We start from the raw sequence: 23,274 nt of genomic DNA, 5'->3' as shown, positions 1-23,274 counted from the left end.
TCTTAGCGCAAAAACTGCCAGATTTGGTAGGACCAAAATTTATCCACAAAGTAGTTTTGCATAACAGTTAATTGATAATAAGTAAATGCAGCACGAATATATTTTCGCACAGCGTATAGCTTATGTTTATAAAAAAATGGCTGATCTTATTTCCAGTAAAAGTTATATTTAACTTACTGAGAGCACAAAGTTTCCCGTGCCAACAGGGAGTGTTATAACGGTTTATTAGTCTGGAGACGGCAGACTATCCTCTTCCCGGTCCCCTATGCCGGGTTTTTTTTATGTCTGAGTAAAACTCTATAATCTTATTCCTTCCGCAGAACAGTCAGTGCTGTAAAAATTCCCTTGTGCAACAATACTTGCCGCCGGGTCACGGTTCGGCAATCCCTGCGCCGATCGCTCCTGATACTCTGTGGGCGTCATCCCATAATAATTTCGAAAAACGTAAATGAAATACGACACGCTGTGATATCCACAGGACACTGCAACTCGCTTAATTGAAACCCCATATATAACAATAAGTTGTAAAGCACGCTGCATCCTACACTCAGTAAGCAACTGTGAATATGACGTACCTTCTTCGCGCAATTTTTTCTTTAACAGGCTTGGACTCATCAACAATTCGCTAGCGATTCGGGCTAATGTCCACTCATGGGCGATATTATTATTGATGACCGTACAAACTCGTGTTCGCATATTCGGTTGCAACACGTTCAGAAGTAACGGTATAAACTGCATATCCTCAAGAAAAACAGATAATAACGCAAAGATTAATGCCCTTTTACGTAGCATTTCTGCATAGCGAAGATTCTTATTCTGCGATAGTTGCGCAACTTCCTGAAAAACAGGAATATCTCTGGTACAGTGATGAACGAGTAATGCAGGAACTTTTTTATGTGCATGAAGTTTTAATGCCTCCTCCTTGAGCATCGGGAGAAATAATGAAAGCGTGTCTCTTGAAACTAATACGAAATTCTCAACACACTTATCCACTTGAATTTGGCTTGCATCCGCAAAAACCAGATCACCGCCATTAAAATAGCGATATTCACCATTAACCATGGTGAGAATATATTTATGTCTTGCGTACGCAATTAGACAATTACCATGTAGTGGTTGCATAGTTGACTTAATATTACATAAACATATTACTGTTTATTAATGTAGCACGCCGCCCTCTTAAGTCAAATTGATTGATAAATAAATTTAAACGAAGCGGGAAAACAGGATGATAATCTACGGCAGGATGACTGGATTTATAATACAAAAGGCGCACTTAAGAACGCAGTGAAATTAATAGTAAGCAAATAATCCCTTGCAGTGACATTAAAAATATCCGTTACATTGAACAAACATTCATATAACATATATCTTATCAACACGATGAATAGACAGCCAATATATTATTGCGATTAATAAGCAACCGAATGCCCAACTGTTTTTTAAAGGTTGGGCATTCGGTTTTTACAACGTTATGTTATCAGGTGTGTTTAAAGCTGTTCTGCTGGGCAATACCCTGCAGTTTCGGGTGATCGCTGAGATATTTCAGGGAGGCTTTGTAGTCTTCCAGCAACAGTTCAGCAAAGTCCATTTCGAAGCCGCGACGACACATAATGCGCATCACCACGATGTCGGTGGCTTCACCGCCGAGAGTGAAGGCCGGAACCTGCCAGCCGCGCAGACGCAGACGTTCAGAGAGGTCGTAGAGGGTGTATCCCGGATCTTCACCATCTTTCAGTTTGAAGCAAACCGCCGGGATGCCTTCGTTCGGGCGACCGGTACAGATGAACTCATACGGCCCCAGTTTGGCGATTTCATCCGCGAGATAAGCGGCAACCTGGTAAGAGGCGTTCTGTACTTTGGTATAGCCTTCACGACCGAGGCGCAGGAATTCATAGTACTGTGCAATTACCTGACCCGCCGGACGGGAGAAGTTGATGGCGAAAGTCCCTATCTGACCACCGAGGTAGTCAACGTTGAACACCAGTTCCTGCGGCAGCGCTTCTTCATCACGCCAGATAACCCAGCCGCAGCCCAGCGGAGCCAGACCGAATTTATGGCCTGAAGCACTGATCGATTTCACACGCGGCAGGCGGAAGTCCCAGACGATATCCGGGGCGACGAACGGTGCCAGGAAGCCACCGCTGGCGGCGTCGATGTGCATGTCGATGTCGATGCCTGTGTCGGCCTGGAATTTATCCAGCGCATCGTGCAGCGGCTGCGGGAACTCATAGTTACCGGTGTAGGTCACGCCGAAAGTCGGCACCACGCCGATGGTGTTTTCGTCGCAGGCTTCAATCATGCGTTTCGGGTCCATAAACAACTGACCGGGGCGCATAGGGATCTCACGCAGCTCCACATCCCAGTAGCGGGCAAATTTATGCCAGCAGATTTGTACCGGACCGCACACCAGGTTTGGTTTGTTGGTCGGCTTACCTGCGGCTTCCATACGCTTGCGCCAACGCCATTTCATCGCCATCCCGCCGAGCATACAGGCCTCGGAAGAACCAATGGTGTTGGTGCCAACGGCCTGACCATTTTTCGGCGCAGGCGCATGCCACAGATCGGCAACCATGTTTACGCAACGCAGGTCGATGGCTGCAGATTGCGGATATTCTTCTTTGTCGATCCAGTTTTTATTGATCGACAAATCCATCAATTTATGGACGTTTTCGTCGTCCCAGGTCTGGCAGAAAGTGGCCAGGTTCTGACGAGCGTTGCCATCAAGATATAATTCATCATTGATAATCTGGAATGCGACATCATCGCGCATTTCGTGCAGCGGAAATCGTTTTGACTCCGCGATAGTAGAAATGGCCTTTGCGCCAAAACGTGAATCGAGTAGTTCTGAGCGGAAATCCGTTAACAGCTTCTGGTCCATTTCGAACTCCTTAAATTTATTTGAAGGCAATAAAAAAGTAGGATTTATCCGCAATGGAAGCAAGGCATTACAGGCTTAATTTAAATAACAAAATCCTAAGCAGAAAAACGACTTTTTATAATATAAACATTTAACATGATAATATTAAAAACAGACTTTATTATCGTAATGAAAATCGCCCAAACATTCCTGTTCGGGCGATTAAATTAATTATTGTTTATCCTGCATATACGGCGTGTAAACCCCGTTCAGACTGTGCAGGAAAGCTACGATATCATCCACATCCTCCTGCGGCAGCTCTTTGCCTACCTGATAGCGCAACATCAGTTTCACCGCCCCGTCCAGCGTCGGCACATCACCGCGATGGAAGTACGGTGCCGTTAGTGCAACGTTACGTAAACCGGGTACTTTCTGACGCAATTTATCGCGCTCTTCTTTAGTAACATTCATACGACCAATATCCGCCGCCGTAATTTCACCAAAGTTAAAGTCTTTTTTCAGCCCCAACGGTTCGAAGGAACGTCCGCCGAGAATAATACCACCATGACAAGTTGCACATTTATTATCTTTAAATAATTGATAGCCTTTTTTCTGTTGTGCCGTCAGCGCATTCTCATCTCCACGCAACCATTTATCAAATGGGGAATCCGGCGTAATTAATGTTTTCTCAAATTCAGCAATGGCATCAGTAATATTTTCGCCACTGAAACCTTGCGGATAGACTTCGAGGAACTGCGCTTTAAGCTGCGGATCTTTTTCCAGCTTAGCAATAATTTCGTCCCAGGATTTCGACGCCATTTCAATCGGATTCAACGGCGGTCCACCAGCCTGATCCTGCAATGTTGCCGCACGACCATCCCAGAACTGCTCAACGTTAAATACTGAGTTAAATACCGTCGGCGCGTTAATCGGCCCCACTGCGCCACCAACACCAATCGATGTTTTTCTGCCATCGACGCCCCCCGCATTCAACGCATGGCAATGAGCGCATGAAATGGTGCTATCAGCCGATAAACGGGGATCGTGATACAGCGCAAAGCCCAACGCCACTTTTTGCGCATCGGTAGGCAGTTTTTGCGGGATGGGCTGCACCGGTTCATTGCGATGCTCCGGAGCAGTATCATTACTGGCGTAATATTCTGCGCGTTGTTTTGCAATCCAGGCGAGTATTTCCGCCCGCTCTTCATCACTTACCTTACCCGCCCAGTGTAGCGCGGTATAACGCGTTGGTGGCATGGTTTCATACTGCATCACCCATTCAATCTTATTCAGATCGCTTTGCGAAACGGGTTTATCAGCCAGCAGAGCCGCACGCACGGCCTCGAGGTTAAAAGATTTATATCCAAGCTTAATGTCGTAATCCATCAACTGTTTCGCGCCAGGAATATAATAATAGGCGGGTAATTCTGCCGAAGGCGTGTGGCAATAGTCGCATCCTTTTTCGCGGAGAAAGCCTAAAACCTTATTATTTTCACTGACAGCAGATGCCTGAACATCAGCCTGTTTACTGCGTTTATTATCGTGGTACCACACATAACCAGATAACCCTAAATAGCAAATCGCGACGCCAGCCAGGCCGATCGCGGTAAGACGTGAGACCATTTTCATTATTCTTCCCTCACGGTGGTGAGTTATTGTGACCCAGAAAATTTTCCAGAATGCTGCAAACGTCTCTGCGAGACAAAGCCATCATAAAAAACAGGGAGATACGCTTTTTGATAGGAATCAATCAATTACATGAATATAAACTATCAATAAGATAGCCTGTGCCTATTATCCAGATCAGGAATGGCATAACATGATTGCGGCGAGAGCAGGATTGAATGTTCTGAAAATGAAAAACAACACGAAATCTGTATTTTTATAAATTCCATGGATATTAGTGCGTTATATTTTTTGACAGGTTAATAAACGTGATCCACCGCACGGTTTGTCGCCCACCAGGCGGAGCGAATGACTACCCTTAAAGAAAAGCCCGATAATTAGCGACGAATTTCGGAGGTTGGATCCTTATGCTCAATCAGAAAATTCAAAACCCTAATCCAGACGAACTGATGATCGAGGTCGATCTCTGCTATGAGCTGGACCCGTATGAATTAAAACTGGATGAGATGATCGAGGCAGAACCGGAACCCGAGATGATTGAAGGGCTGCCCGCCTCTGATGCGCTGACGCCTGCCGATCGCTATCTCGAACTGTTCGAGCATGTTCAGTCGGCGAAAATTTTCCCCGACAGTAAAACCTTTCCCGACTGCGCACCTAAAATGGACCCGCTGGATATTTTAATCCGCTACCGTAAAGTGCGCCGTCATCGTGATTTTGACTTGCGCAAGTTTGTTGAAAACCACTTCTGGCTACCGGAGGTCTACTCCAGCGAGTATGTATCGGACCCGCAAAATTCCCTGAAAGAGCATATCGACCAGCTGTGGCCGGTGCTAACCCGCGAACCACAGGATCACATTCCGTGGTCTTCTCTGCTGGCGCTGCCGCAGTCATATATTGTCCCGGGCGGCCGTTTTAGCGAAACCTACTATTGGGATTCCTATTTCACCATGCTGGGGCTGGCGGAAAGTGGTCGGGAAGATTTGCTGAAATGCATGGCCGATAACTTCGCCTGGATGATCGAAAACTACGGTCACATCCCCAACGGCAACCGCACCTATTATTTGAGCCGCTCGCAACCACCGGTTTTTGCGCTGATGGTGGAGTTGTTTGAAGAAGATGGTGTACGCGGTGCGCGCCGCTATCTCGACCACCTGAAAATGGAATATGCCTTCTGGATGGACGGTGCAGAATCGTTGATCCCTAATCAGGCCTATCGCCATGTTGTGCGGATGCCGGACGGATCGCTGCTCAACCGTTACTGGGACGATCGCGACACACCGCGTGACGAATCCTGGCTTGAGGACGTTGAAACCGCGAAACATTCTGGTCGCCCGCCCAACGAGGTGTACCGCGATTTACGCGCGGGGGCGGCCTCCGGTTGGGATTACTCTTCCCGCTGGCTGCGTGATACTGGTCGTCTGGCGAGCATTCGTACCACCCAGTTCATCCCCATCGATCTGAATGCCTTCCTGTTTAAACTGGAGAGCGCCATCGCCAACATCTCGGCGCTGAAAGGCGAGAAAGAGACAGAAGCGCTGTTCCGCCAGAAAGCCAGTGCCCGTCGCGATGCGGTAAACCGTTACCTCTGGGATGATGAAAACGGTATCTACCGCGATTACGACTGGCGACGCGAACAACTGGCGCTGTTTTCCGCTGCCGCCATTGTGCCGCTCTATGTCGGTATGGCGAACCATGAACAGGCCGATCGTCTGGCAAACGCCGTGCGCAGTCGGTTACTGACAACTGGCGGGATTCTGGCAAGCGAGTACGAAACCGGTGAACAGTGGGATAAACCCAACGGCTGGGCACCGTTACAATGGATGGCGATTCAGGGATTTAAAATGTATGGCGATGACCTTCTGGGTGATGAAATCGCGCGCAGCTGGCTGAAGACGGTGAATCAGTTCTATCTGGAACAGCACAAACTGATCGAGAAATACCATATTGCCGATGGTGTTCCCCGCGAAGGCGGCGGTGGCGAGTATCCGTTGCAGGATGGGTTTGGCTGGACTAACGGTGTGGTACGCCGTTTAATTGGTTTGTACGGCGAACCATAATATTTTTACAGCCAGCCGCTAACTTCCTGCTGGCTGTAAAATTATCCTCTTCAGGAGGAGATATTTAACATCATTGCCGCCTGGGTGCGATTTTTCACTTCCAGACGGCGATACAGGGATTCCAGATGCGCTTTTACCGTTCCGGTACTGATATTCAGCGCCCTGCCGATCTCTTTATTTGATTCGCCCGCCGCTAACATGGTTAAAATCTCCCGCTGGCGGGCGCTTAACGATTTGAGATCTTTAATGTCCTTTTCCGGCGTCGTCCGCCAGTCTCCAGGCAGAAACATCATCCCCATCGCCGCACTATTTACCGCCAACGCAAATGTCTCGACGGTTGAATCACGAGGCACAATGGCCAGCACATTAAAATGGATAACTTCCTGTAACCACCGTTTATTACAATCCGTCGCCGTAATTAACACCTTAACCTCAGGAAATTGCACCACGGTTTTTTGCAGCAACCAGTAGCAAAACTCACCATCCTGATCGCCATCGAGCATCACTAAGGCTTCAGGGTAACTTTCCAGCTTTTGCCATAACTCGTCTGCCTGACCGGCCCCCTGAATACTCACTCCTGGAATACGCTGCTGTAAACTGATTTTCATTCCATGAATAAATATTGACTGCCTGTCAAACATGACTATTTGCATAACTGAATCTCCACCTGAATACGTTAAAAAGACTTAAGTAGTGGAAGGGTATTACCCGCGAGAAAAAATAAGAATTCGCCATTTGGCGGTGGCCATTCTACAGAGATGACGCGTAGAAAATAGTTACCGATATAAATAGTTACAGCTAAACGCCTGAAATTACATGTCGAGGGCACTATTTAAAACAATTTTGAGGATTTCCTTATATTGATGGTTAGTACGCATGCAATTAAAAATGAAACTCCGCGACCACAAGCAAAAATAACAAACGGCAATGAGACAAAAATAAGCACAAATAGCCAACACGTCCTCTGTTCACTTTAAAGGGAATCGCTGAAAAAAACGCTCTGTTTAGGGAAATTCACCTTTCTCATAAAGCTATTCCGCCCTTTTCCTGCTGAGAAATCGCCACATTCGTCATGACAACATTGTGAAACCCGGCATAAGATGTTAGAAAAAACAATAAACAATGCGATATGCGCGCTACTGTTTCGCTGTGAACAACAATCGGTCAAAGAAATGGATAAAATTCACGCAATGCAGTTGTTCATCAAAGTCGCTGAGCTGGAAAGTTTTTCCCGCGCAGCGGATTTCTTTGCTTTGCCAAAGGGAAGTGTTTCGCGCCAGATACAGGCACTGGAACATCAACTTGGCACCCAGCTTCTCCAGCGCACCACGCGGCGGGTCAAACTCACGCCAGAAGGCATGACCTATTATCAACGGGCAAAAGATGTGTTGAGTAATCTCAACGAACTGGACGGTCTGTTTCAACAGGATGCCACCAGTATCAGCGGTAAATTACGCATCGACATCCCGCCAGGAATCGCGAAAAGCCTGTTACTGCCGCGTCTGTCGGAATTTCTCTATCTGCATCCGGGAATTGAGCTGGAGCTGAGTAGCCATGACCGTCCGGTAGATATTCTTCACGATGGTTTTGATTGCGTGATACGCACTGGCGCGTCACCGGAAGATGGCGTTATCGCCCGTCCCCTCGGCAAACTGACCGTGGTCAATTGTGCCAGTCCACACTATCTGACGCGCTTTGGTTATCCTCAAAGCCCCGACGATCTGACTTCGCACGCAATAGTGCGTTACACACCGCACCTGGGTGTACATCCGTTAGGTTTTGAGGTTGCCAGCGTTAATGGCGTCCAGTGGTTTAAGTCTGGCGGCATGTTGACGGTAAACAGTCGCGAAAACTATCTCGCCGCCGGTCTTGCCGGTCTGGGGATTATTCAGATCCCGCGCATTGCCGTGCGCGAAGCCCTGCGTGCCGGGCGGCTTATTGAAGTGTTGCCTGGCTACCGTGCCGAGCCGCTCTCCCTTTCGCTGATTTATCCGCAGCGTCGGGAGCTTTCCCGGCGTGTAAACCTGTTTATGCAGTGGCTGGCTGGCGTAATGAAAGAGTACATGGACTGACCGACTATACTTTTTAAGAATGACCACGACAGAAGGACAAAAGAGCGGATGACGCAGGAAAACGAGATCAAACGTCCCACCCAGGATCTGGAGCACGAGCCGATTAAGCAGTTGGATAATAGCGAGAAAGGCGGCAAAGTTAGCCAGGCGCTGGAAACCGTCACCACCACTGCCGAAAAAGTCCAACGCCAACCGGTTATTGCGCACCTGATTCGCGCAACAGAACGCTTTAACGATCGGCTGGGTAACCAGTTTGGTGCGGCTATCACCTATTTCTCATTTTTATCGATGATCCCGATTTTGATGGTGTCGTTTGCCGCAGGGGGCTTTGTGCTGGCCTCCCATCCGATGTTGCTACAGGATATCTTCGACAAAATTCTGCAAAACATCAGCGATCCGACGCTAGCCGCCACGTTGAAAAACACCATCAACACCGCCGTTCAGCAGCGTACTACCGTAGGGCTTGTCGGCCTGGCGGTGGCGCTTTATTCCGGCATCAACTGGATGGGTAACCTGCGTGAAGCGATTCGCGCCCAGTCGCGCGATGTCTGGGAACGCTCGCCGCAAGATCAGGAGAAGTTCTGGGTAAAATATCTGCGTGATTTTATTTCGCTGATTGGTTTGTTGATTGCACTGATTGTGACGCTTTCGATCACCTCGGTTGCCGGTTCGGCGCAGCAAATGATTATTAGCGCCCTGCACCTGAACAGCATTGAGTGGCTGAAACCGACGTGGCGGTTGATTGGCCTGGCGATTTCCATCTTCGCCAACTATCTGCTTTTCTTCTGGATCTTCTGGCGCTTGCCGCGCCACCGTCCGCGCAAAAAAGCCCTGATTCGCGGAACATTTCTGGCTGCGATTGGTTTTGAAGTGATTAAAATCGTGATGACCTACACCCTGCCATCGCTGATGAAATCCCCCTCTGGCGCAGCATTTGGTTCCGTGCTGGGACTGATGGCGTTTTTCTACTTCTTCGCCCGTTTGACGCTGTTTTGCGCGGCGTGGATTGCCACCGCCGAATATAAAGATGACCCGCGAATGCCGGGGAAAACGCAGCGGTAATTCAATGGTTTATAATGCCTGATAAACGCACGGTCGATCCCCTCGCCCCTTCGGGGAGAGGATTAGGGTGAGGGGGTACAAGCCAGCCAGAGACCAGGCAATGACATGCACATAACCACCTGAAACTACATTTCTTCAGGAGCAAACAATTTCATACCAACTCATAACCCCAGCATATAAATCCAGTTGGTAACTTTTATTTAACCTGAAACCAGTTTTATCCACTATTTATAAAATTATGTGAAGCATTTCATAGAAGAAAAATCACTGGCCTAAACATTATCCCCTTTTTGCCTGGTTTTTGACCATTTCCGCGATTTGTTACACATTGAAATATCACTTTTGCTGTGCGTAATATGGCTATTCGTTAGCCAAAAAATAAGAAAAGATTATGCAAGCAACAGCCACAACACTCGACCACGAGCAAGAATACACGCCGATCAACTCGCGTAATAAAGTCCTTGTCGCCTCTCTCATTGGCACGGCCATTGAGTTTTTCGACTTTTACATTTACGCCACTGCGGCCGTTATTGTGTTTCCGCATATCTTCTTCCCACAGGGCGATCCTACGGCAGCAACGCTCCAGTCGCTCGCCACCTTCGCCATCGCCTTCGTCGCGCGCCCCATTGGCTCTGCCGTTTTTGGTCATTTTGGCGATCGCGTTGGGCGTAAAGCGACGCTGGTCGCCTCGTTGCTAACGATGGGGATTTCGACCGTGGTGATTGGTCTGCTGCCGGGCTATGCCACGATTGGTATTTTCGCCCCGCTGCTGCTGGCGCTGGCTCGATTTGGTCAGGGTCTGGGCTTAGGCGGTGAATGGGGCGGCGCGGCGCTGCTGGCGACTGAAAACGCCCCACCGCGCAAACGTGCACTGTATGGCTCCTTCCCGCAGCTGGGCGCACCGATTGGCTTCTTCTTTGCCAACGGCACTTTCTTGCTGCTTTCCTGGCTACTGACCGACGAGCAGTTTATGAGCTGGGGCTGGCGTGTGCCATTTATCTTCTCAGCGGTGCTGGTCATTATCGGCCTGTATGTTCGCGTGTCGCTGCATGAGTCGCCGGTGTTTGAGAAAGTCGCTAAAGCGAAAAAGCAGGTGAAGATCCCGCTGGGTACGCTGCTGACCAAACACGTACGCGTCACGGTGCTCGGTACCTTCATCATGCTGGCAACCTATACGCTGTTTTACATCATGACGGTCTACTCTATGACCTTTAGTACCGCCGCCGCGCCAGTTGGGCTTGGCCTGCCGCGTAACGAAGTGTTGTGGATGCTGATGATGGCAGTTATTGGTTTTGGCGTGATGGTGCCAGTCGCCGGATTACTGGCTGATGCCTTTGGTCGCCGTAAAAGCATGGTAATCATCACCACGCTGATCATCCTGTTCGCGCTGTTCGCCTTTAACCCGCTGCTCGGTTCTGGCAACCCGATTCTGGTTTTTGCCTTCCTGCTGCTGGGGTTAAGTCTGATGGGACTGACCTTCGGGCCGATGGGCGCGCTGTTACCAGAGCTGTTCCCGACAGAAGTGCGTTACACCGGAGCATCGTTCTCTTACAACGTAGCGTCGATTCTCGGGGCTTCCGTTGCGCCGTATATCGCAGCCTGGTTGCAGACTAACTACGGGTTAGGTGCGGTGGGGTTATATCTGGCGACGATGGCTGGCTTGACCTTAATCGCCCTACTGCTGACCCATGAGACGCGACATCAATCGTTGTAATAAGAGTGAAAAGCCTGATGCGCTACGCTTATCAGGCCTGAATTTCCATACAATATATTGAATTCGCAAAGATTTGTAGGACGGATAAGGCGTTCACGCCGCATCCGGCATGAACAAAGCACACTTTGCCAACACTCTAAATCTGTTTAATTGCCGGATGTCAGACATCCGGCAATTATCATCACTTCTTCATCTGCGACAATATCGTCCGACACTGATTAGCCTCCCCTTCGGAAGGTGAGATCAGCGCCAGTAACGCCGCCGCTGGCGTAACCAGCGTTGCCAGTGCCGCCGCAACGGCTCCGCGAGCAATCAACGGCCCGGCTTTCACCCCAGCCTGCGGATTTTTAAACGTCCCACGCACATACAGCGGCGAACGCAGTGTGATAATCCGAATTCCTTTACTCTCCGGATCAATAGTCAAATCCAGCTGTTCCGAAGCAAAACTTGCCGTGCCGGTAATGTTAATCAACGCGTTCTCAGTATCGAAAGCAAAAATCTGCGGACGCGCCACGCCGTTGGCAATATCCAGATTCGCCGCCGCACAGTTCACCCGCACCTCATCGTCACCAAATATCGCACCGACAATGTAGTTACCGACATTCAGCCCGACAATCTCCATCAGGTTGCGGCTCACCAGCCCGTCATTCATCAGCAGTTTCAGGTTGCCGTTACTGTTGCCTAAAAGCGCCGCCACCGAGTTACCGCTACCGCGTAGTTCCGCGTCACCGTTCATTTCCCCCAGCGTCTTCTGCATCAGTTCTACATCGGGCATCAGTTCTTTCAGTTTCAGCCGACGAGCCTGAATATCCGCCCGCCCCTGCATCGGTTTTTTATCGCCCTCCAGATGAATATTCGCCGCAATGCTGCCGCCCGCCATGCCAAATTTCAGCGGTTGCAGGCGCAGGTCAGCATTTTTGAGGATGATATGAGTAGAAAGATCGCTAATCGGCAGGCTACTGCCATGCTCAATGCGCCGCCCTTTGAAGCGAACATCGGCATCCATAACGTCCCATTTATCGGTTTCGAAGCGGTCATAAGGCAGCACTTTGCCCGCAGGCTGAATGCTTTTTTCACCCTTCTTCTGTTCAGACCGTTTCGACTTTTCAGCTCCTTTCCCGGAATCAACGCCAATCAACGGTCCCAGGTCCGCCAGCCGCAATTGCCGCGACTCGACATCACCTTCTAGTTTTGGTCGTGGCTTGCCGGTGGTGTAGACCAGAGAACCGTGGATATCGCTATCGCCAATGCGCCCATTAAAACCGCGATAATCAAAGACCGACGATTTTTCAGTGTCGATTTTCGCTACCAGCCGACCATCCGTTTCAAACGGCGGGGTATCGGGCAGCAGAACGCCCGTCAGTTCATAGAGATCACCCAGCGAATCGCCAGAAAATTTAAGCCGTAAATCGACACCACCCATCTTCATTGGGTCATTCACAACGCCATCAAAAGCAACACGGGTGTTACCAGAGCGGAAATCAGCCTGTACCGGAAACGGCGTCCCTTCGCCACGCAGCGCCAGCATACCGCCAATTTTCCCCTTACCCGCGAGCGGCTCTCCGTTATAACGTCCCTGCGCCTTCAGGCCAAAAACGTAATCGCCCACCTTTTCTTTATCCGCTTTACCTTTCGATCCAGTAACTTCGCTGAACGGCAGCGGCTTGCCTAACGGATCGACAAAAATTTCCAGATCCGCTTTGCTTACTTTGTCATCAATGGCGATCCGCCCTTGATCGAACAGAATATTATCCAGCCGAAACGACCATGCCGACAGCTTTGCATTCGTGTCTTTGTTGTCATCGTTGGCGAGATTAAAGGTCCAGTTATTGTTCTTTTCAGAGAGGCGAATCAGGCGTGCGTCGGGCTTTTCCAGTTTGATCCACGGTAGCCAGACCGTTTTGGTCAGCAGCGCCAACGGTGCCAGCGTTGCCTCTACGCGTGGCAAATGCACCATCGTGACTTCGGGAATATCCGGTGGATTGCCAAGAATGATGTCTTCCGCGTGTACATGGGGCCACGGCACCCAGCTGCGCCAGCCAGTTTCTTGTTTTTGTCGCTCCCACTCCACGCCCAGATCGCCACGGATAGCGAACGGACGATTCAGTTCAGTAGAGACTTTCTGGTTGATGGTCGGTTTAAGGCGATTCCAGTCAAAAGTTGCAATCAAAATGATCGCCACGACAATCAACAACAAGAAAGCCCCTGAAATCGCAGCGGTTATTTTGCCTGCCTTGCTCATCGTTCGCTTCCTCATATTCTTCCTGTGCCAGTCCTAAAGATAGTCCAGCCAGGCGGAAAATGAGGCAGCTTATAGCGCCAGAACCGCCGTATTCAGCGTTTCTATCGGTGCCGGGCGTGAAAGAAACCAGCCTTGTGCGGCGAATGCGGGCGAGTTCTGAACATCACGCCACTCTTCCGGCGTTTCTACGCCCTCGACGATCACCCCGCGACAATAGCGATTCATGAGATGTAAAAGCTGAGAAAAGAGTGTGCGTCCTTCCGGCGACTGACGCAGCATCACAAACAGCTCTCGCGCGATTTTGATGTAGTCATAACGCACTTCACTTAGCGCAGAGAAATTTGCCATCCCGGTGCCAAAATCATCCAGCCACAGCGGGCCAAATTCACACATCGAGGCAAAGGTTGAATCTTTCGGCAGACGGATGTGTTCCACCAGTTCGAAACGCAGCCAGGGAAGACGCTCAATCTGGCGCAGGATTTTTGGTTGCTGACGCAGGGCGATGAGCGTAGGGCCATCAATATTGACCGATGCCAGCAGGTCGTGCTCTACAAAGAAGTCGGCTTTTTGCGCCAGCAAATCAATCTGCTCTTTCACAACCTCCATCCGATAGCTGACGGTGATTTCAGTAAAATAGCGATCCGGCGGCAGGCGTTGCGAAGGGTTCAAGGGATGCGTGACCACCGTTAATAGCTCCACGGCCATTAACCGCCCGCATGTTTGATAGATCGGCTGCCAGGTGTAAGCACGCTCACACTGCAACCAAAAACGCCGTTCCTGCAAGCTCTCGATGCTTGCTTCAGGGTTGCTTATCCGCTGGATAACCTGCCTTATCATCAAAGATGTCCTGTGTTTAAAAGTGATGCTGCCCGGACTCGACAAAGATTATCGGCGCGCAAGGGCAGAACTTTACCGCCTGGCCGGGTTAAATTTCCCCACTCCACAACGGAATCTTTCAGGAATACGTTCTGGCTCAAAAAAATAATGGAACACTGTTTTAATATGGTTGACCAGCAAACCACCACAGCGCAAACTAACGCTAATTTTTTACAGATCAGGTTCACGACTATGTCCAAAAAGATTGCCGTGATTGGCGAATGCATGATTGAGCTTTCCGAGAAAGGCGCGGACGTTAAGCGCGGTTTCGGCGGCGATACCCTGAACACCTCCGTCTATATCGCCCGTCAGGTCGATCCTGCGGCATTAACCGTTCATTACGTAACGGCGCTGGGAACGGACAGTTTTAGCCAGCAAATGCTGGACGCCTGGCACGGCGAGAACGTTGATACTTCCCTGACCCAACGGATGGAAAACCGTCTTCCGGGCCTTTACTACATTGAAACCGACAGCACCGGCGAACGTACGTTCTACTACTGGCGTAACGAAGCCGCCGCCAAATTCTGGCTGGAGAGCGAGCAGTCTGCGGCGATTTGCGAAGAGCTGGCGAATTTCGATTATCTCTACCTGAGCGGGATTAGCCTGGCGATCTTAAGCCCGACCAGCCGCGAGAAACTGCTTTCTTTGTTGCGCGAATGCCGCACCAACGGCGGAAAAGTAATTTTCGACAATAACTATCGTCCGCGCCTGTGGGCCAGCAAAGAAGAGACACAGCAGGTGTACCAGCAAATGCTGGAATGCACGGATATCGCCTTCCTGACGCTGGACGACGAAGACGCGCTATGGGGTCAACAGCCGGTGGAAGACGTCATTGCGCGCACCCATAACGCGGGCGTGAAAGAAGTGGTGGTGAAACGCGGGGCGGATTCTTGCCTGGTGTCCATTGCTGGCGAAGGGTTAGTGGATGTTCCGGCGGTGAAACTGCCGAAAGAAAAAGTGATCGATACCACCGCAGCTGGCGACTCTTTCAGTGCCGGTTATCTGGCGGTACGTTTGACGGGCGGCAGTGCGGAAAACGCGGCGAAACGCGGGCACCTGACCGCAAGTACCGTTATTCAGTATCGCGGCGCGATTATCCCGCGTGAGGCAATGCCGGAATAATGGTTTTTGACGGAGAACGGGTAGATATTCGTTCTCCGTTAATCGCCTTGCAGGGGTGAACCGAACTATGCTGATAATTTGAAGTAAACTGCTGACGCATATCATTCAAACTACGCGTAAATTTAAGCGGGTTCTCACCTTTAATTTCGACCGTGACGAAGACATTCCCATTGTTGTTAAAGAAGCCAAAATAATAGTCATGTTGATGACGACGATTGGTTTTAAATTGACGAAATGATAAATAGCAGCGGTTATCGTAGGTAATTAAAAAATCATTTTCTCCGTATTCGTTTATCATCTTATTTTTCAGGCTACCATCGAAGAGCACTGCATACTTATCTTTGTCAGCAAATAATTCGGCATCAGTTTCTCGGTTGATCGTGTTGACGCTGATACCGAATTCTATTTTTACCTTGTCTTTATCGATATTATTTCTTGTGCTGACATACATATTATTGGCATCCCAGAGTAAGAGAAAGTTTTTGTTGCAGGAATAAAGACCTGTTAAGCAAAGAATGACTGTTAGCAAGAATAGTATGCGTTTTTTGTTACGCATTTATACTCCTGAAAATGCGTTGAGGTCGCAAATATAATTAAATAGTCTGACATAAATAAAATTAATTCCCTATCAATAATACATCTGCGACTTTTCTTGGTCCTTCGTAGATCTCAAATGCCTCGTACTTAGTCATCCATTGTTCAGGGGCGGTATCGAAAAGGAACTGAACGCACCCCATTGAAACGATACGTCCATCGGTTACATTAGGTTTTTCCAATTCAAAAACAACGCTCCATGCATTATTTTGCCAGTCAGTTTTCTCCTCTGGAAACCTGGAGACGGGATAATATCTACCGATAGGAGGTGCGCTCCTTCTGCCACCTTCATTTTCTGTAAGCCAAACAACCTTTACACGATACATATGTTTCCATTCATTCATTAATTAATTAAATTAAGTGTGAATTATATAATATTGCCACCCCATGCGATCTTTCCCATTTTAGTCCATCAACTAATAATGATAGAAAAGAATACTGGAAGCTTATATTTTTAATCACTTCTATTTTTTCATCATCTAATGACAAGATTACCCACCCCCCGTAATTTTTGCTAACCAGGTTGTTAATAAATTTAATTATAGGATTGGTTGAAATATCCTTTCCTTTATTCACAGCCATTTCCAGGTCATCGACTAAAGAACCATTGAAGTTGTAAACATGATATTCATTAAAGTCTATGTGCTCATCTAAAGGTGGGCCATAAGTAATCGGTAGATTGCATCTCTGCAAAAGATGATGATTACACCAGGCGTATACCGGAGGGTCGCGATGAAAGGTTTCCCCACCCCAGTGAACCATAACCTCTTGTAGATCTAGTTCCTCTGGAGCGAATCGTGTAGGGAGTAAAATATCCAAGTGAAAATCCATAGCCTATCCTAAATTTGGCACCCATAACATAAACTGTGTAAGAATCAACGACTGCCCCCCCAAAAATGGGAAAATTTACTTATTATGCAAAGTTACTTATTAAGAAGCCCATTCCTCATTTTTTGGCAAATAGCCCTTTCGCCAACAGGTCAGAATCTTAAAACTCGCTCGCAAATAAAATTTATTAGCCGAATCGTTTTTAACCATTCTGACTAATGTCATCTCACCCGTTCTTTTATCTATCACGAACTCGCCGTAATCAGATCTACAATAGTCAGAAGATGTAGGTCCAAATTCATATTTTACTACTTTATCAGTTTCTTCAATTTTCAATATTTCTATATGATAGGCCATTATTTAACACCATCTATTGCCTGGCATCGTATACAGCTAAAACCAGTAGCTAAAATCTCAACATAACTATCATAACCTGCTATAATATAATGTTTTAACTTTAACCGTTTTTTAGGGTCATATAATCTCTCTTTTTCTTCAAGCGGTACAGAATTCATTACTTGATATATACCGGAGTCCAGATTTTCACCATCAACCTTCTTAATAACAATATTGTTATAGTTAGCTTCATGAAAATTGACGGTAGCACACTTAACTTCAGCAACTGTAGTGAAGACCAGTTCAATTTGAACATAATCTTTCTCTGTTGATATTAACTCCAGAGCATCTACTTTAATGTTGACGCCATCAGACTCTGTATATGTTAAAGATAAATAAGTTGTGGAAATCCTGAATCCAATCGATTGTGATTTTAACACAAGCATAAACTCACTCCTTCCAGTAGGCACAGGTATAATTTATTCAGCTAATAAATAATTAAACCCACTCTACGGTAAATTTATTTTAATAATGAATGGTTATCTGCGCGCTACCGCCGTGCCCGGAAAAATATCTGCGGTTATATCACGGTAACTAATTTATTACCGTTAATCCCGGCAGCGCAGAAGAAACGCTGCCGGGTTATTTATTACTGTGCGGGGGGAATATCCGTCACTTCAGGATGTACGTCATCCGTGGCGACAGAGGTGGTCGCAGCGGCGGTAGATGGGGTCATGATTTGATCCCAGGCCGCCTGCAACGCTTTCATGTTAAATTCCGGCTCGCCTTTCGGCTGCAGAAGTATTAACGCCATATCATTCGACAACTGCTGACGCAGATCCTGATTTAACATCTCCACCGTCAGGCTGTTAAGGAAGTCCTGGCGCAGTTTCTGATATTGCTCCGGCGCGATATCAACGACCTGATTTTGCAACGAACGCATCCGCTGACCCATCAGAATATCGGTATCAGCTCGCGCATAGGCGGCAAACAGTTTCTGCAGCTCCAGTTTCTTTTGCGCCACTAACGCATTGAACTCTTCTTCCGGCAGACCTTTATCGCGAACCTTCGCCAGTTCACGCGCCACCAGATTAAGGTTGCTGCTCAGCTTGTCGTTTGGTGATTCGATGTTAATGGCACACTGCGCACGCAGATACAGCACACGACAGTCAAATCCAAGACCGATATCTTTGCTGTTACTGGCGCTTAACGCTTGCTGAACATGCCAGAACAGCGCCTCACGGGCCAGGTCCGCACGCCAGTAGCGCAGCAGTGCGGCTGATTCACGAATCGGCTGCCACGGCGTATCCCACATGATTGATAACCGGTCCTGACGCACCGCGTCAGTCATAATACTCACCGCTTCCGCACGCAGCGGAGAAAGCGTCGGCACCGGAGCCGGTGTTTCACGTTTGCCTTTCAGTTCGCCAAACGTTTTATTGATTTGGTCGACGACCGAGCGCGCATCCACGTTTCCCACCACCAGCAGCGTCATTGCATCCGGGGTATACCATTTCTGATAGAAATCTTTAATCTTTTCCGCTTCAACGGGTTGTTTCAGCGGATCGGCAGGATCGTGACCTAACAAGGTTGATCCTTTCAGACGATAGCGCCACCAGCCCTCTTTAGTATCGGCAGGCCAGGTTGCCACCATGTCCTGACTTTGCAGCGCGTGGTTGATGGTTTCTGGCGTGATAGTCAGTTTGCCAGTGGCATTTGCCAGATAAGAGAGCGCTTCTTTCAGCAAGTCGTTACGGTTATTGGGCAAACTCAGATTAAACAGCGTGGTGTCATAAGAGACAATTACCGGCGGCATCGGGCGTTTAGGGTCGATCCCCTGCTGCCACAATGAACGCGCCTGTGCTGCTTCAAGGCCACCGCTTTGCGTTAACGCAATACGAGGGATGGCGTGGCTGTAACCGCTCTGTTGTGTACTTTCGGCGAGCGAACCGGTATTAACCAGCAGGCGAATTTCAACACGATCGCTGGGACGCTGGGGTGTGGTCAGCACTTGCCACTGTAAACCGTTGGAAAGCGTCCCCTGTTGCCATGCTGGATCAGGCTGGAGCGCATCTGCCTGCACATAGCCAGCAGTGGCCATCATCAGCAAACCGCCCGCTAAAAGTCGAATTTTTGTGCCCTGCATGTGAACCCCTGATCAACTATCCTGGTAATAAAAAACTGCCCGTTGTCGGTCAGTCTAAATGACGTTAAAAACACTTCGTGTTAGACCGCAAGAACATGAAAATGTCACGGAAGAAGTGAAATAAACCTGAACTCACCCAGGTGGTAAGTTCAGGCACAGGGGTCAATTATGCGCAAACACCCGCACTCGGGGAAGGGAGTGCGGGCATAAGTGATGAGATTAAGAGGATAATTCGTGCGTTTTGCCATCCGGCGCACGATTATTCAGCACATCGTCCAGTTTTTTGTGGTCCAGTTCTTTCACCCACTTAGCAACGACAATGGTCGCTACGCCGTTACCGACCAGGTTAGTCAGCGCACGAGCTTCTGACATAAAGCGGTCGATACCGAGGATCAGCGCCAGACCCGCTACCGGCAAATGGCCCACCGCAGAGAGCGTCGCCGCCAGCACGATAAAGCCACTACCCGTTACCCCTGCCGCCCCTTTAGAAGAAAGCAGCAACACAATTAACAGCGTGATTTGGTGGACGATATCCATCTGACTGTTAGTGGCCTGGGCGATAAACACCGCCGCCATTGTCAGGTATATCGATGTGCCATCAAGGTTAAACGAGTAGCCTGTCGGGATGACCAGCCCCACCACCGATTTGCGGCAGCCGAGTTTCTCCATCTTGTCGAGCATACGCGGCAGCGCCGACTCGGAAGATGAAGTCCCCAGTACAATCAGCAGTTCTTCACGGATGTAACGGATAAATTTGAAGATACTGAAACCAGTCGCTTTAGCGATTGAACCCAATACCAGCACCACAAACAGGATACAGGTAATGTAGAAACAGATAATCAGCTGCCCCAGCTGCACCAGTGTGCCGACGCCGTATTTACCGATAGTAAACGCCATTGCCCCGAACGCACCAATAGGTGCCAGACGCATGATCATATTGATGATGCCGAAGATGACCTGCGAGAAACTTTCGATCACGTTAAAAATCAGTTGGCCTTTGCTGCCCAGACGGTGGAGCGCAAAACCAAACAGTACGGCAAACAGCAGCACCTGCAGAATGTTACCGCTGGCAAATGCGCCAATGACGCTCGCCGGGATGACATCCATAATGAAGGCGACAATGCCCTGGTCTTTCGCCTGATCGGCGTAAACCGCTACCGCTTTCGCATCAAGCGTTGCCGGATCGACGTTCATTCCGGCACCAGGCTGCACGACGTTAACGATGATAAGACCAATAATCAGCGCGATGGTACTGACAATTTCAAAGTAAAGCAGTGCGACTGCGCCGGTACGACCGACCGCCTTCATGCTTTCCATGCCCGCAATGCCCGTTACGACGGTACAAAAGATGACAGGAGCGATGATCATCTTAATGAGCTTAACGAACCCGTCGCCAAGCGGTTTCATTTGCTCGCCTATTTCAGGATAGAAATGGCCAAGGAGAATACCAATGGCTATCGCTGTCAGGACCTGAAAGTAAAGGCTTTTAAACAGAGAGGTTTTCATAGGGTGTCCTTTAGTAAAACCACAGGTCTTGTAAGGTTATGGGGTACCTGCGGCCTTAAAATAACACCCAGACAACATCACAGAAATGTACCTGGATCATAATTGAAACAAAAAGGTTAAAAAGTTTGAGCTGGCTCGCACAAACCAGCACTTTTTAAAGTTTTGTAATCAGTTTGGGGTAGCTACTTTTCTTCCAGGTAACTCTCTTCGAAGATTTCAATAGGGAGTGGGCGAGCAAAAAGGAAGCCCTGGGCAATACCAACGCCCGCTTTTGCCAGCCAGTCGCGTTGTGCTTCAGTCTCCACGCCTTCGGCAATCATTTGTAAGTTCAGGCTTTGCGCCAACATGATAATTGCAGCAATCATGCTGCTATCTTCCGGCAAGCCTTCAACAAACATTTTGTCGATTTTTAACACGTCGATTGGCAACGATTTCATATGCTGCAGCTGACGCAGCCCTGCGTAGCCCATGCCGAAATCATCCAGCGCCACCTGAACTCCGGCATTGCGCAGCGGACGGAGGATTGCCACCGCAGCATGAGGGTCGTCAATACGTCGGCTTTCTGTCACTTCCAGAATCAGTGTTCCCGGCTGAATGCGATAGCGGGTTAACAGTTCCAGCATATCCGCCACCATATTCGGGTGCATCAGTTGCAGCGCAGAGAGGTTTACCGACAAGGGCAGCATAATGCCGCGCTCTTGCCAGGCTGCAAGCAATCGACAGGACTCTTCCAGCACCCAGTGACCGACGGTAACCATCAGCCCACAGCACTCAATGCGATCGATTAAGCCATCCGGCAGATCCCAACTGCCATCCGGTTGCTGGATACGCAGTAACACTTCCGCACTGACCAGTTTACCGCTGTTCATCTCGACCTGTGGCTGTAACCAAATCGCAAACTGATGATTTTCCAGCGCATTAAGGATATCGCTCTCTTCCGTCAACCGCTGCTGGGCGGCTTCCATCTGCTGCGGATCAAAGAACTGAATCTGATTCTTGCCTTTATGGCGAGCGGTAAATGCCGCAGAAATAGCGCGACTGTAAAGCTGTTCGGCGGTGAGATCGCCGTAGAACATCGCCACGCCAATGCTACAGTGCGGACGGAGTTGAATACGTTCAATCGGCAGGCGCTCGCTCATGATAGTGAGCACTTGCTGACCTAAAGTGATTGCGTGCCACGGTTCCTGTACACCATTGGCAATGACAGCAAAGTCATAACCACTAATCTGCGCGAGGATCATACGTGGCGACAGTACCGATTTGAGTTTTTCCACCAGCGTCAGCAGCAGAATTTCTCGTTGCGCCTCTTTCAGCACGCCCGCAGTATCACGCAGGGTTTCACAGGTGATGATCATCAGCGCGGTGGTTTGTTTACGCGCGACAACCTGCTCCAGCATCTCCATCAGCAAGGCTTTGTTCGGCAAATCCGACACCGGGAAGCGCATCGCGTTTTCGTTCTGTTCTTCATAATGGCGCTGCAGCAATTGCTGGTTGAGGTTGTAACTGCGCACCAACATACCGATTTCATCATCCTGATGCAGACGCGGTAATGCCAGTTGGTGACCAACAAGCTCCTGGGCTGGGATGGCGTTAAGTTCGCGAGCAATATTGCGTAAAGGATGTAAAATCAGTCGATTAATACACCAGCTGATGGCGACGGTCAGGATAAGCGACAAAAGTAAGTAAATGGTCACTAACGTTGAGAGGGTGCTCATCACGAACTTATACATGCGGAAGGAATCCGCCTGTAGCACCAGATAGGCAATTGGCTGCGGGTTTGCCGGACGTTCCAGCGAGTAAACGCCCAGCGAGATTTGCACCGGTAGCTCAAACAGGCGAGTAACCATTACCGGCACCGGACGCTCTGGAATAAAACTTTTACGCAGTGCCTGGAACTGGTTGGGCAGCACCACATCGGCACGGCTGACCACGCCTGCCGGTTTAATGCTGGCAAGAATAGCTTCCGCTTCGGGAATATCGCCTTTCAAAATAGCTGAAGATAAGGGTTCGCGGACAGAGCGAGCAATGCTTTCCAGTTGCGTAGCCGTGTTATAGCGATTCTGCTGGACCAGATGGAACAGCAAAACGGTGCAAAAAATAAAAACGAACACCAGGACAACGGCTGCCACCATTGCCATCTGCTTGATTGTTAACGAGCGACTTACGCGCAAATTGTCTCCCCCCGGAAATCCCAGATTGCCGCCCGAGTATACCCGATCGCAGCGGCATTAAG

19 protein-coding genes are annotated in these 23,274 nt (G+C 49.1%); 5 read left to right on the top strand and 14 right to left on the bottom strand.

From position 1 onward, the window contains the following. Positions 1 to 297: 297 nt before the first annotated feature. The 3 genes from gadX to ccp all read right to left on the bottom strand — a co-directional run bounded on the left by gadX (position 298) and on the right by ccp (position 4,489). On the bottom strand, positions 298 to 1,122 hold the full coding sequence (gene gadX, locus ACJHYR_RS08985; protein ID WP_059327895.1) for an acid resistance transcriptional activator GadX: 825 nt from the start codon (positions 1,120 to 1,122) through the stop codon (positions 298 to 300). Positions 1,123 to 1,480: 358 nt separating this feature from the next. Then, positions 1,481 to 2,881, bottom strand: coding sequence for a glutamate decarboxylase (locus tag ACJHYR_RS08980; protein ID WP_167775944.1), 1,401 nt, complete (start codon positions 2,879 to 2,881; stop codon positions 1,481 to 1,483). Between the two features lie 210 nt (positions 2,882 to 3,091). Beyond that, positions 3,092 to 4,489, bottom strand: a complete 1,398-nt coding sequence (ccp, locus tag ACJHYR_RS08975; protein ID WP_072837510.1) for a cytochrome c peroxidase — start codon at positions 4,487 to 4,489, stop codon at positions 3,092 to 3,094. 404 nt (positions 4,490 to 4,893) lie between these two features. Here ccp and ACJHYR_RS08970 point away from each other — a divergent pair, with 404 nt between their 5' ends. Further along, entirely contained in the window at positions 4,894 to 6,543 is a 1,650-nt protein-coding gene (locus ACJHYR_RS08970) for an alpha,alpha-trehalase (protein WP_072837511.1), read from the top strand. 50 nt (positions 6,544 to 6,593) lie between these two features. On the opposite strand, the gene ACJHYR_RS08965 is transcribed toward ACJHYR_RS08970, so the two are convergent. Continuing rightward, the gene (locus ACJHYR_RS08965; protein WP_001167666.1) at positions 6,594 to 7,196 is read right to left on the bottom strand and encodes a helix-turn-helix transcriptional regulator; all 603 of its coding nucleotides are present in this window, start codon (positions 7,194 to 7,196) and stop codon (positions 6,594 to 6,596) included. 519 nt (positions 7,197 to 7,715) lie between these two features. Between ACJHYR_RS08965 and ACJHYR_RS08960 the strand changes: the two genes are divergently transcribed. The 3 genes from ACJHYR_RS08960 (at position 7,716) to ACJHYR_RS08950 (ending at position 11,391) form a co-directional block, all read left to right on the top strand. Further along, positions 7,716 to 8,615 carry a LysR family transcriptional regulator gene (locus ACJHYR_RS08960; RefSeq protein ID WP_059328110.1) on the top strand — a complete coding sequence of 300 codons (900 nt, stop codon included), beginning with the start codon at positions 7,716 to 7,718 and terminating at the stop codon, positions 8,613 to 8,615. A gap of 48 nt (positions 8,616 to 8,663) precedes the next feature. Further along, on the top strand, positions 8,664 to 9,677 hold the full coding sequence (yhjD, locus tag ACJHYR_RS08955) for an inner membrane protein YhjD (RefSeq protein ID WP_000191259.1): 1,014 nt from the start codon (positions 8,664 to 8,666) through the stop codon (positions 9,675 to 9,677). A 391-nt stretch (positions 9,678 to 10,068) separates the two neighbouring features. After that, complete coding sequence (locus tag ACJHYR_RS08950; RefSeq protein ID WP_059328109.1) at positions 10,069 to 11,391, top strand: MFS transporter; 1,323 nt, start codon at positions 10,069 to 10,071, stop codon at positions 11,389 to 11,391. Positions 11,392 to 11,572: 181 nt separating this feature from the next. On the opposite strand, the gene ACJHYR_RS08945 is transcribed toward ACJHYR_RS08950, so the two are convergent. Together ACJHYR_RS08945 and pdeH are read right to left on the bottom strand one after the other, a co-directional pair. Beyond that, complete coding sequence (locus ACJHYR_RS08945) at positions 11,573 to 13,633, bottom strand: AsmA family protein (protein WP_077248683.1); 2,061 nt, start codon at positions 13,631 to 13,633, stop codon at positions 11,573 to 11,575. Between the two features lie 69 nt (positions 13,634 to 13,702). Then, positions 13,703 to 14,470 carry a cyclic-guanylate-specific phosphodiesterase gene (gene pdeH, locus ACJHYR_RS08940; RefSeq protein ID WP_001306594.1) on the bottom strand — a complete coding sequence of 256 codons (768 nt, stop codon included), beginning with the start codon at positions 14,468 to 14,470 and terminating at the stop codon, positions 13,703 to 13,705. A 231-nt stretch (positions 14,471 to 14,701) separates the two neighbouring features. Here pdeH and kdgK point away from each other — a divergent pair, with 231 nt between their 5' ends. Continuing rightward, positions 14,702 to 15,631, top strand: a complete 930-nt coding sequence (gene kdgK, locus ACJHYR_RS08935) for a 2-dehydro-3-deoxygluconokinase (RefSeq protein WP_072837513.1) — start codon at positions 14,702 to 14,704, stop codon at positions 15,629 to 15,631. On the opposite strand, the gene ACJHYR_RS08930 is transcribed toward kdgK, so the two are convergent. The 8 genes from ACJHYR_RS08930 to hmsP form a co-directional block, all read right to left on the bottom strand. Then, positions 15,603 to 16,187, bottom strand: a complete 585-nt coding sequence (locus ACJHYR_RS08930) for a hypothetical protein (RefSeq protein WP_001244699.1) — start codon at positions 16,185 to 16,187, stop codon at positions 15,603 to 15,605. The genes kdgK and ACJHYR_RS08930 overlap by 29 nt on opposite strands. 61 nt (positions 16,188 to 16,248) lie before the next feature. Then, complete coding sequence (locus ACJHYR_RS08925; RefSeq protein WP_000286426.1) at positions 16,249 to 16,551, bottom strand: hypothetical protein; 303 nt, start codon at positions 16,549 to 16,551, stop codon at positions 16,249 to 16,251. A 25-nt stretch (positions 16,552 to 16,576) separates the two neighbouring features. Beyond that, positions 16,577 to 17,044, bottom strand: coding sequence for a hypothetical protein (locus tag ACJHYR_RS08920; protein ID WP_224110744.1), 468 nt, complete (start codon positions 17,042 to 17,044; stop codon positions 16,577 to 16,579). Between the two features lie 111 nt (positions 17,045 to 17,155). Next, positions 17,156 to 17,410 (bottom strand): hypothetical protein, encoded by a 255-nt coding sequence (locus tag ACJHYR_RS08915; RefSeq protein WP_000323301.1) that lies wholly within the window; start codon positions 17,408 to 17,410, stop codon positions 17,156 to 17,158. Then, on the bottom strand, positions 17,410 to 17,835 hold the full coding sequence (locus ACJHYR_RS08910; RefSeq protein ID WP_000960686.1) for a hypothetical protein: 426 nt from the start codon (positions 17,833 to 17,835) through the stop codon (positions 17,410 to 17,412). The genes ACJHYR_RS08915 and ACJHYR_RS08910 overlap by 1 nt, the downstream gene beginning before the upstream one ends. Before the next feature lie 203 nt (positions 17,836 to 18,038). Then, positions 18,039 to 19,535, bottom strand: coding sequence for a M16 family metallopeptidase (locus tag ACJHYR_RS08905; RefSeq protein WP_001163160.1), 1,497 nt, complete (start codon positions 19,533 to 19,535; stop codon positions 18,039 to 18,041). 219 nt (positions 19,536 to 19,754) lie between these two features. Next, entirely contained in the window at positions 19,755 to 21,041 is a 1,287-nt protein-coding gene (gene dctA / locus ACJHYR_RS08900; RefSeq protein ID WP_000858214.1) for a C4-dicarboxylate transporter DctC, read from the bottom strand. Between the two features lie 182 nt (positions 21,042 to 21,223). After that, complete coding sequence (gene hmsP, locus ACJHYR_RS08895; RefSeq protein WP_072262433.1) at positions 21,224 to 23,212, bottom strand: biofilm formation regulator HmsP; 1,989 nt, start codon at positions 23,210 to 23,212, stop codon at positions 21,224 to 21,226. Between the last annotated feature and the right edge of the window lie 62 nt (positions 23,213 to 23,274).

Source organism: Escherichia sp. WS1450 (assembly GCF_046487395.1).
Taxonomy (GTDB): domain Bacteria; phylum Pseudomonadota; class Gammaproteobacteria; order Enterobacterales; family Enterobacteriaceae; genus Escherichia; species Escherichia coli.
This window is presented reverse-complemented; position numbering and strand designations above follow the sequence as displayed.

Bases quoted from the DNA above. Each gene is read 5' to 3' on its own strand.
- gadX (WP_059327895.1), bottom strand. From the start codon at position 1,122: ATGCAACCACTACATGGTAATTGTCTAATTGCGTACGCAAGACATAAA.
- ACJHYR_RS08980 (WP_167775944.1), bottom strand. From the start codon at position 2,881: ATGGACCAGAAGCTGTTAACGGATTTCCGCTCAGAACTACTCGATTCA.
- ccp (WP_072837510.1), bottom strand. From the start codon at position 4,489: ATGAAAATGGTCTCACGTCTTACCGCGATCGGCCTGGCTGGCGTCGCG.
- ACJHYR_RS08970 (WP_072837511.1), top strand. From the start codon at position 4,894: ATGCTCAATCAGAAAATTCAAAACCCTAATCCAGACGAACTGATGATC.
- ACJHYR_RS08965 (WP_001167666.1), bottom strand. From the start codon at position 7,196: ATGCAAATAGTCATGTTTGACAGGCAGTCAATATTTATTCATGGAATG.
- ACJHYR_RS08960 (WP_059328110.1), top strand. From the start codon at position 7,716: ATGGATAAAATTCACGCAATGCAGTTGTTCATCAAAGTCGCTGAGCTG.
- yhjD (WP_000191259.1), top strand. From the start codon at position 8,664: ATGACGCAGGAAAACGAGATCAAACGTCCCACCCAGGATCTGGAGCAC.
- ACJHYR_RS08950 (WP_059328109.1), top strand. From the start codon at position 10,069: ATGCAAGCAACAGCCACAACACTCGACCACGAGCAAGAATACACGCCG.
- ACJHYR_RS08945 (WP_077248683.1), bottom strand. From the start codon at position 13,633: ATGAGCAAGGCAGGCAAAATAACCGCTGCGATTTCAGGGGCTTTCTTG.
- pdeH (WP_001306594.1), bottom strand. From the start codon at position 14,470: ATGATAAGGCAGGTTATCCAGCGGATAAGCAACCCTGAAGCAAGCATC.
- kdgK (WP_072837513.1), top strand. From the start codon at position 14,702: ATGTCCAAAAAGATTGCCGTGATTGGCGAATGCATGATTGAGCTTTCC.
- ACJHYR_RS08930 (WP_001244699.1), bottom strand. From the start codon at position 16,187: ATGCGTAACAAAAAACGCATACTATTCTTGCTAACAGTCATTCTTTGC.
- ACJHYR_RS08925 (WP_000286426.1), bottom strand. From the start codon at position 16,551: ATGTATCGTGTAAAGGTTGTTTGGCTTACAGAAAATGAAGGTGGCAGA.
- ACJHYR_RS08915 (WP_000323301.1), bottom strand. From the start codon at position 17,410: ATGGCCTATCATATAGAAATATTGAAAATTGAAGAAACTGATAAAGTA.
- ACJHYR_RS08910 (WP_000960686.1), bottom strand. From the start codon at position 17,835: ATGCTTGTGTTAAAATCACAATCGATTGGATTCAGGATTTCCACAACT.
- ACJHYR_RS08905 (WP_001163160.1), bottom strand. From the start codon at position 19,535: ATGCAGGGCACAAAAATTCGACTTTTAGCGGGCGGTTTGCTGATGATG.
- dctA (WP_000858214.1), bottom strand. From the start codon at position 21,041: ATGAAAACCTCTCTGTTTAAAAGCCTTTACTTTCAGGTCCTGACAGCG.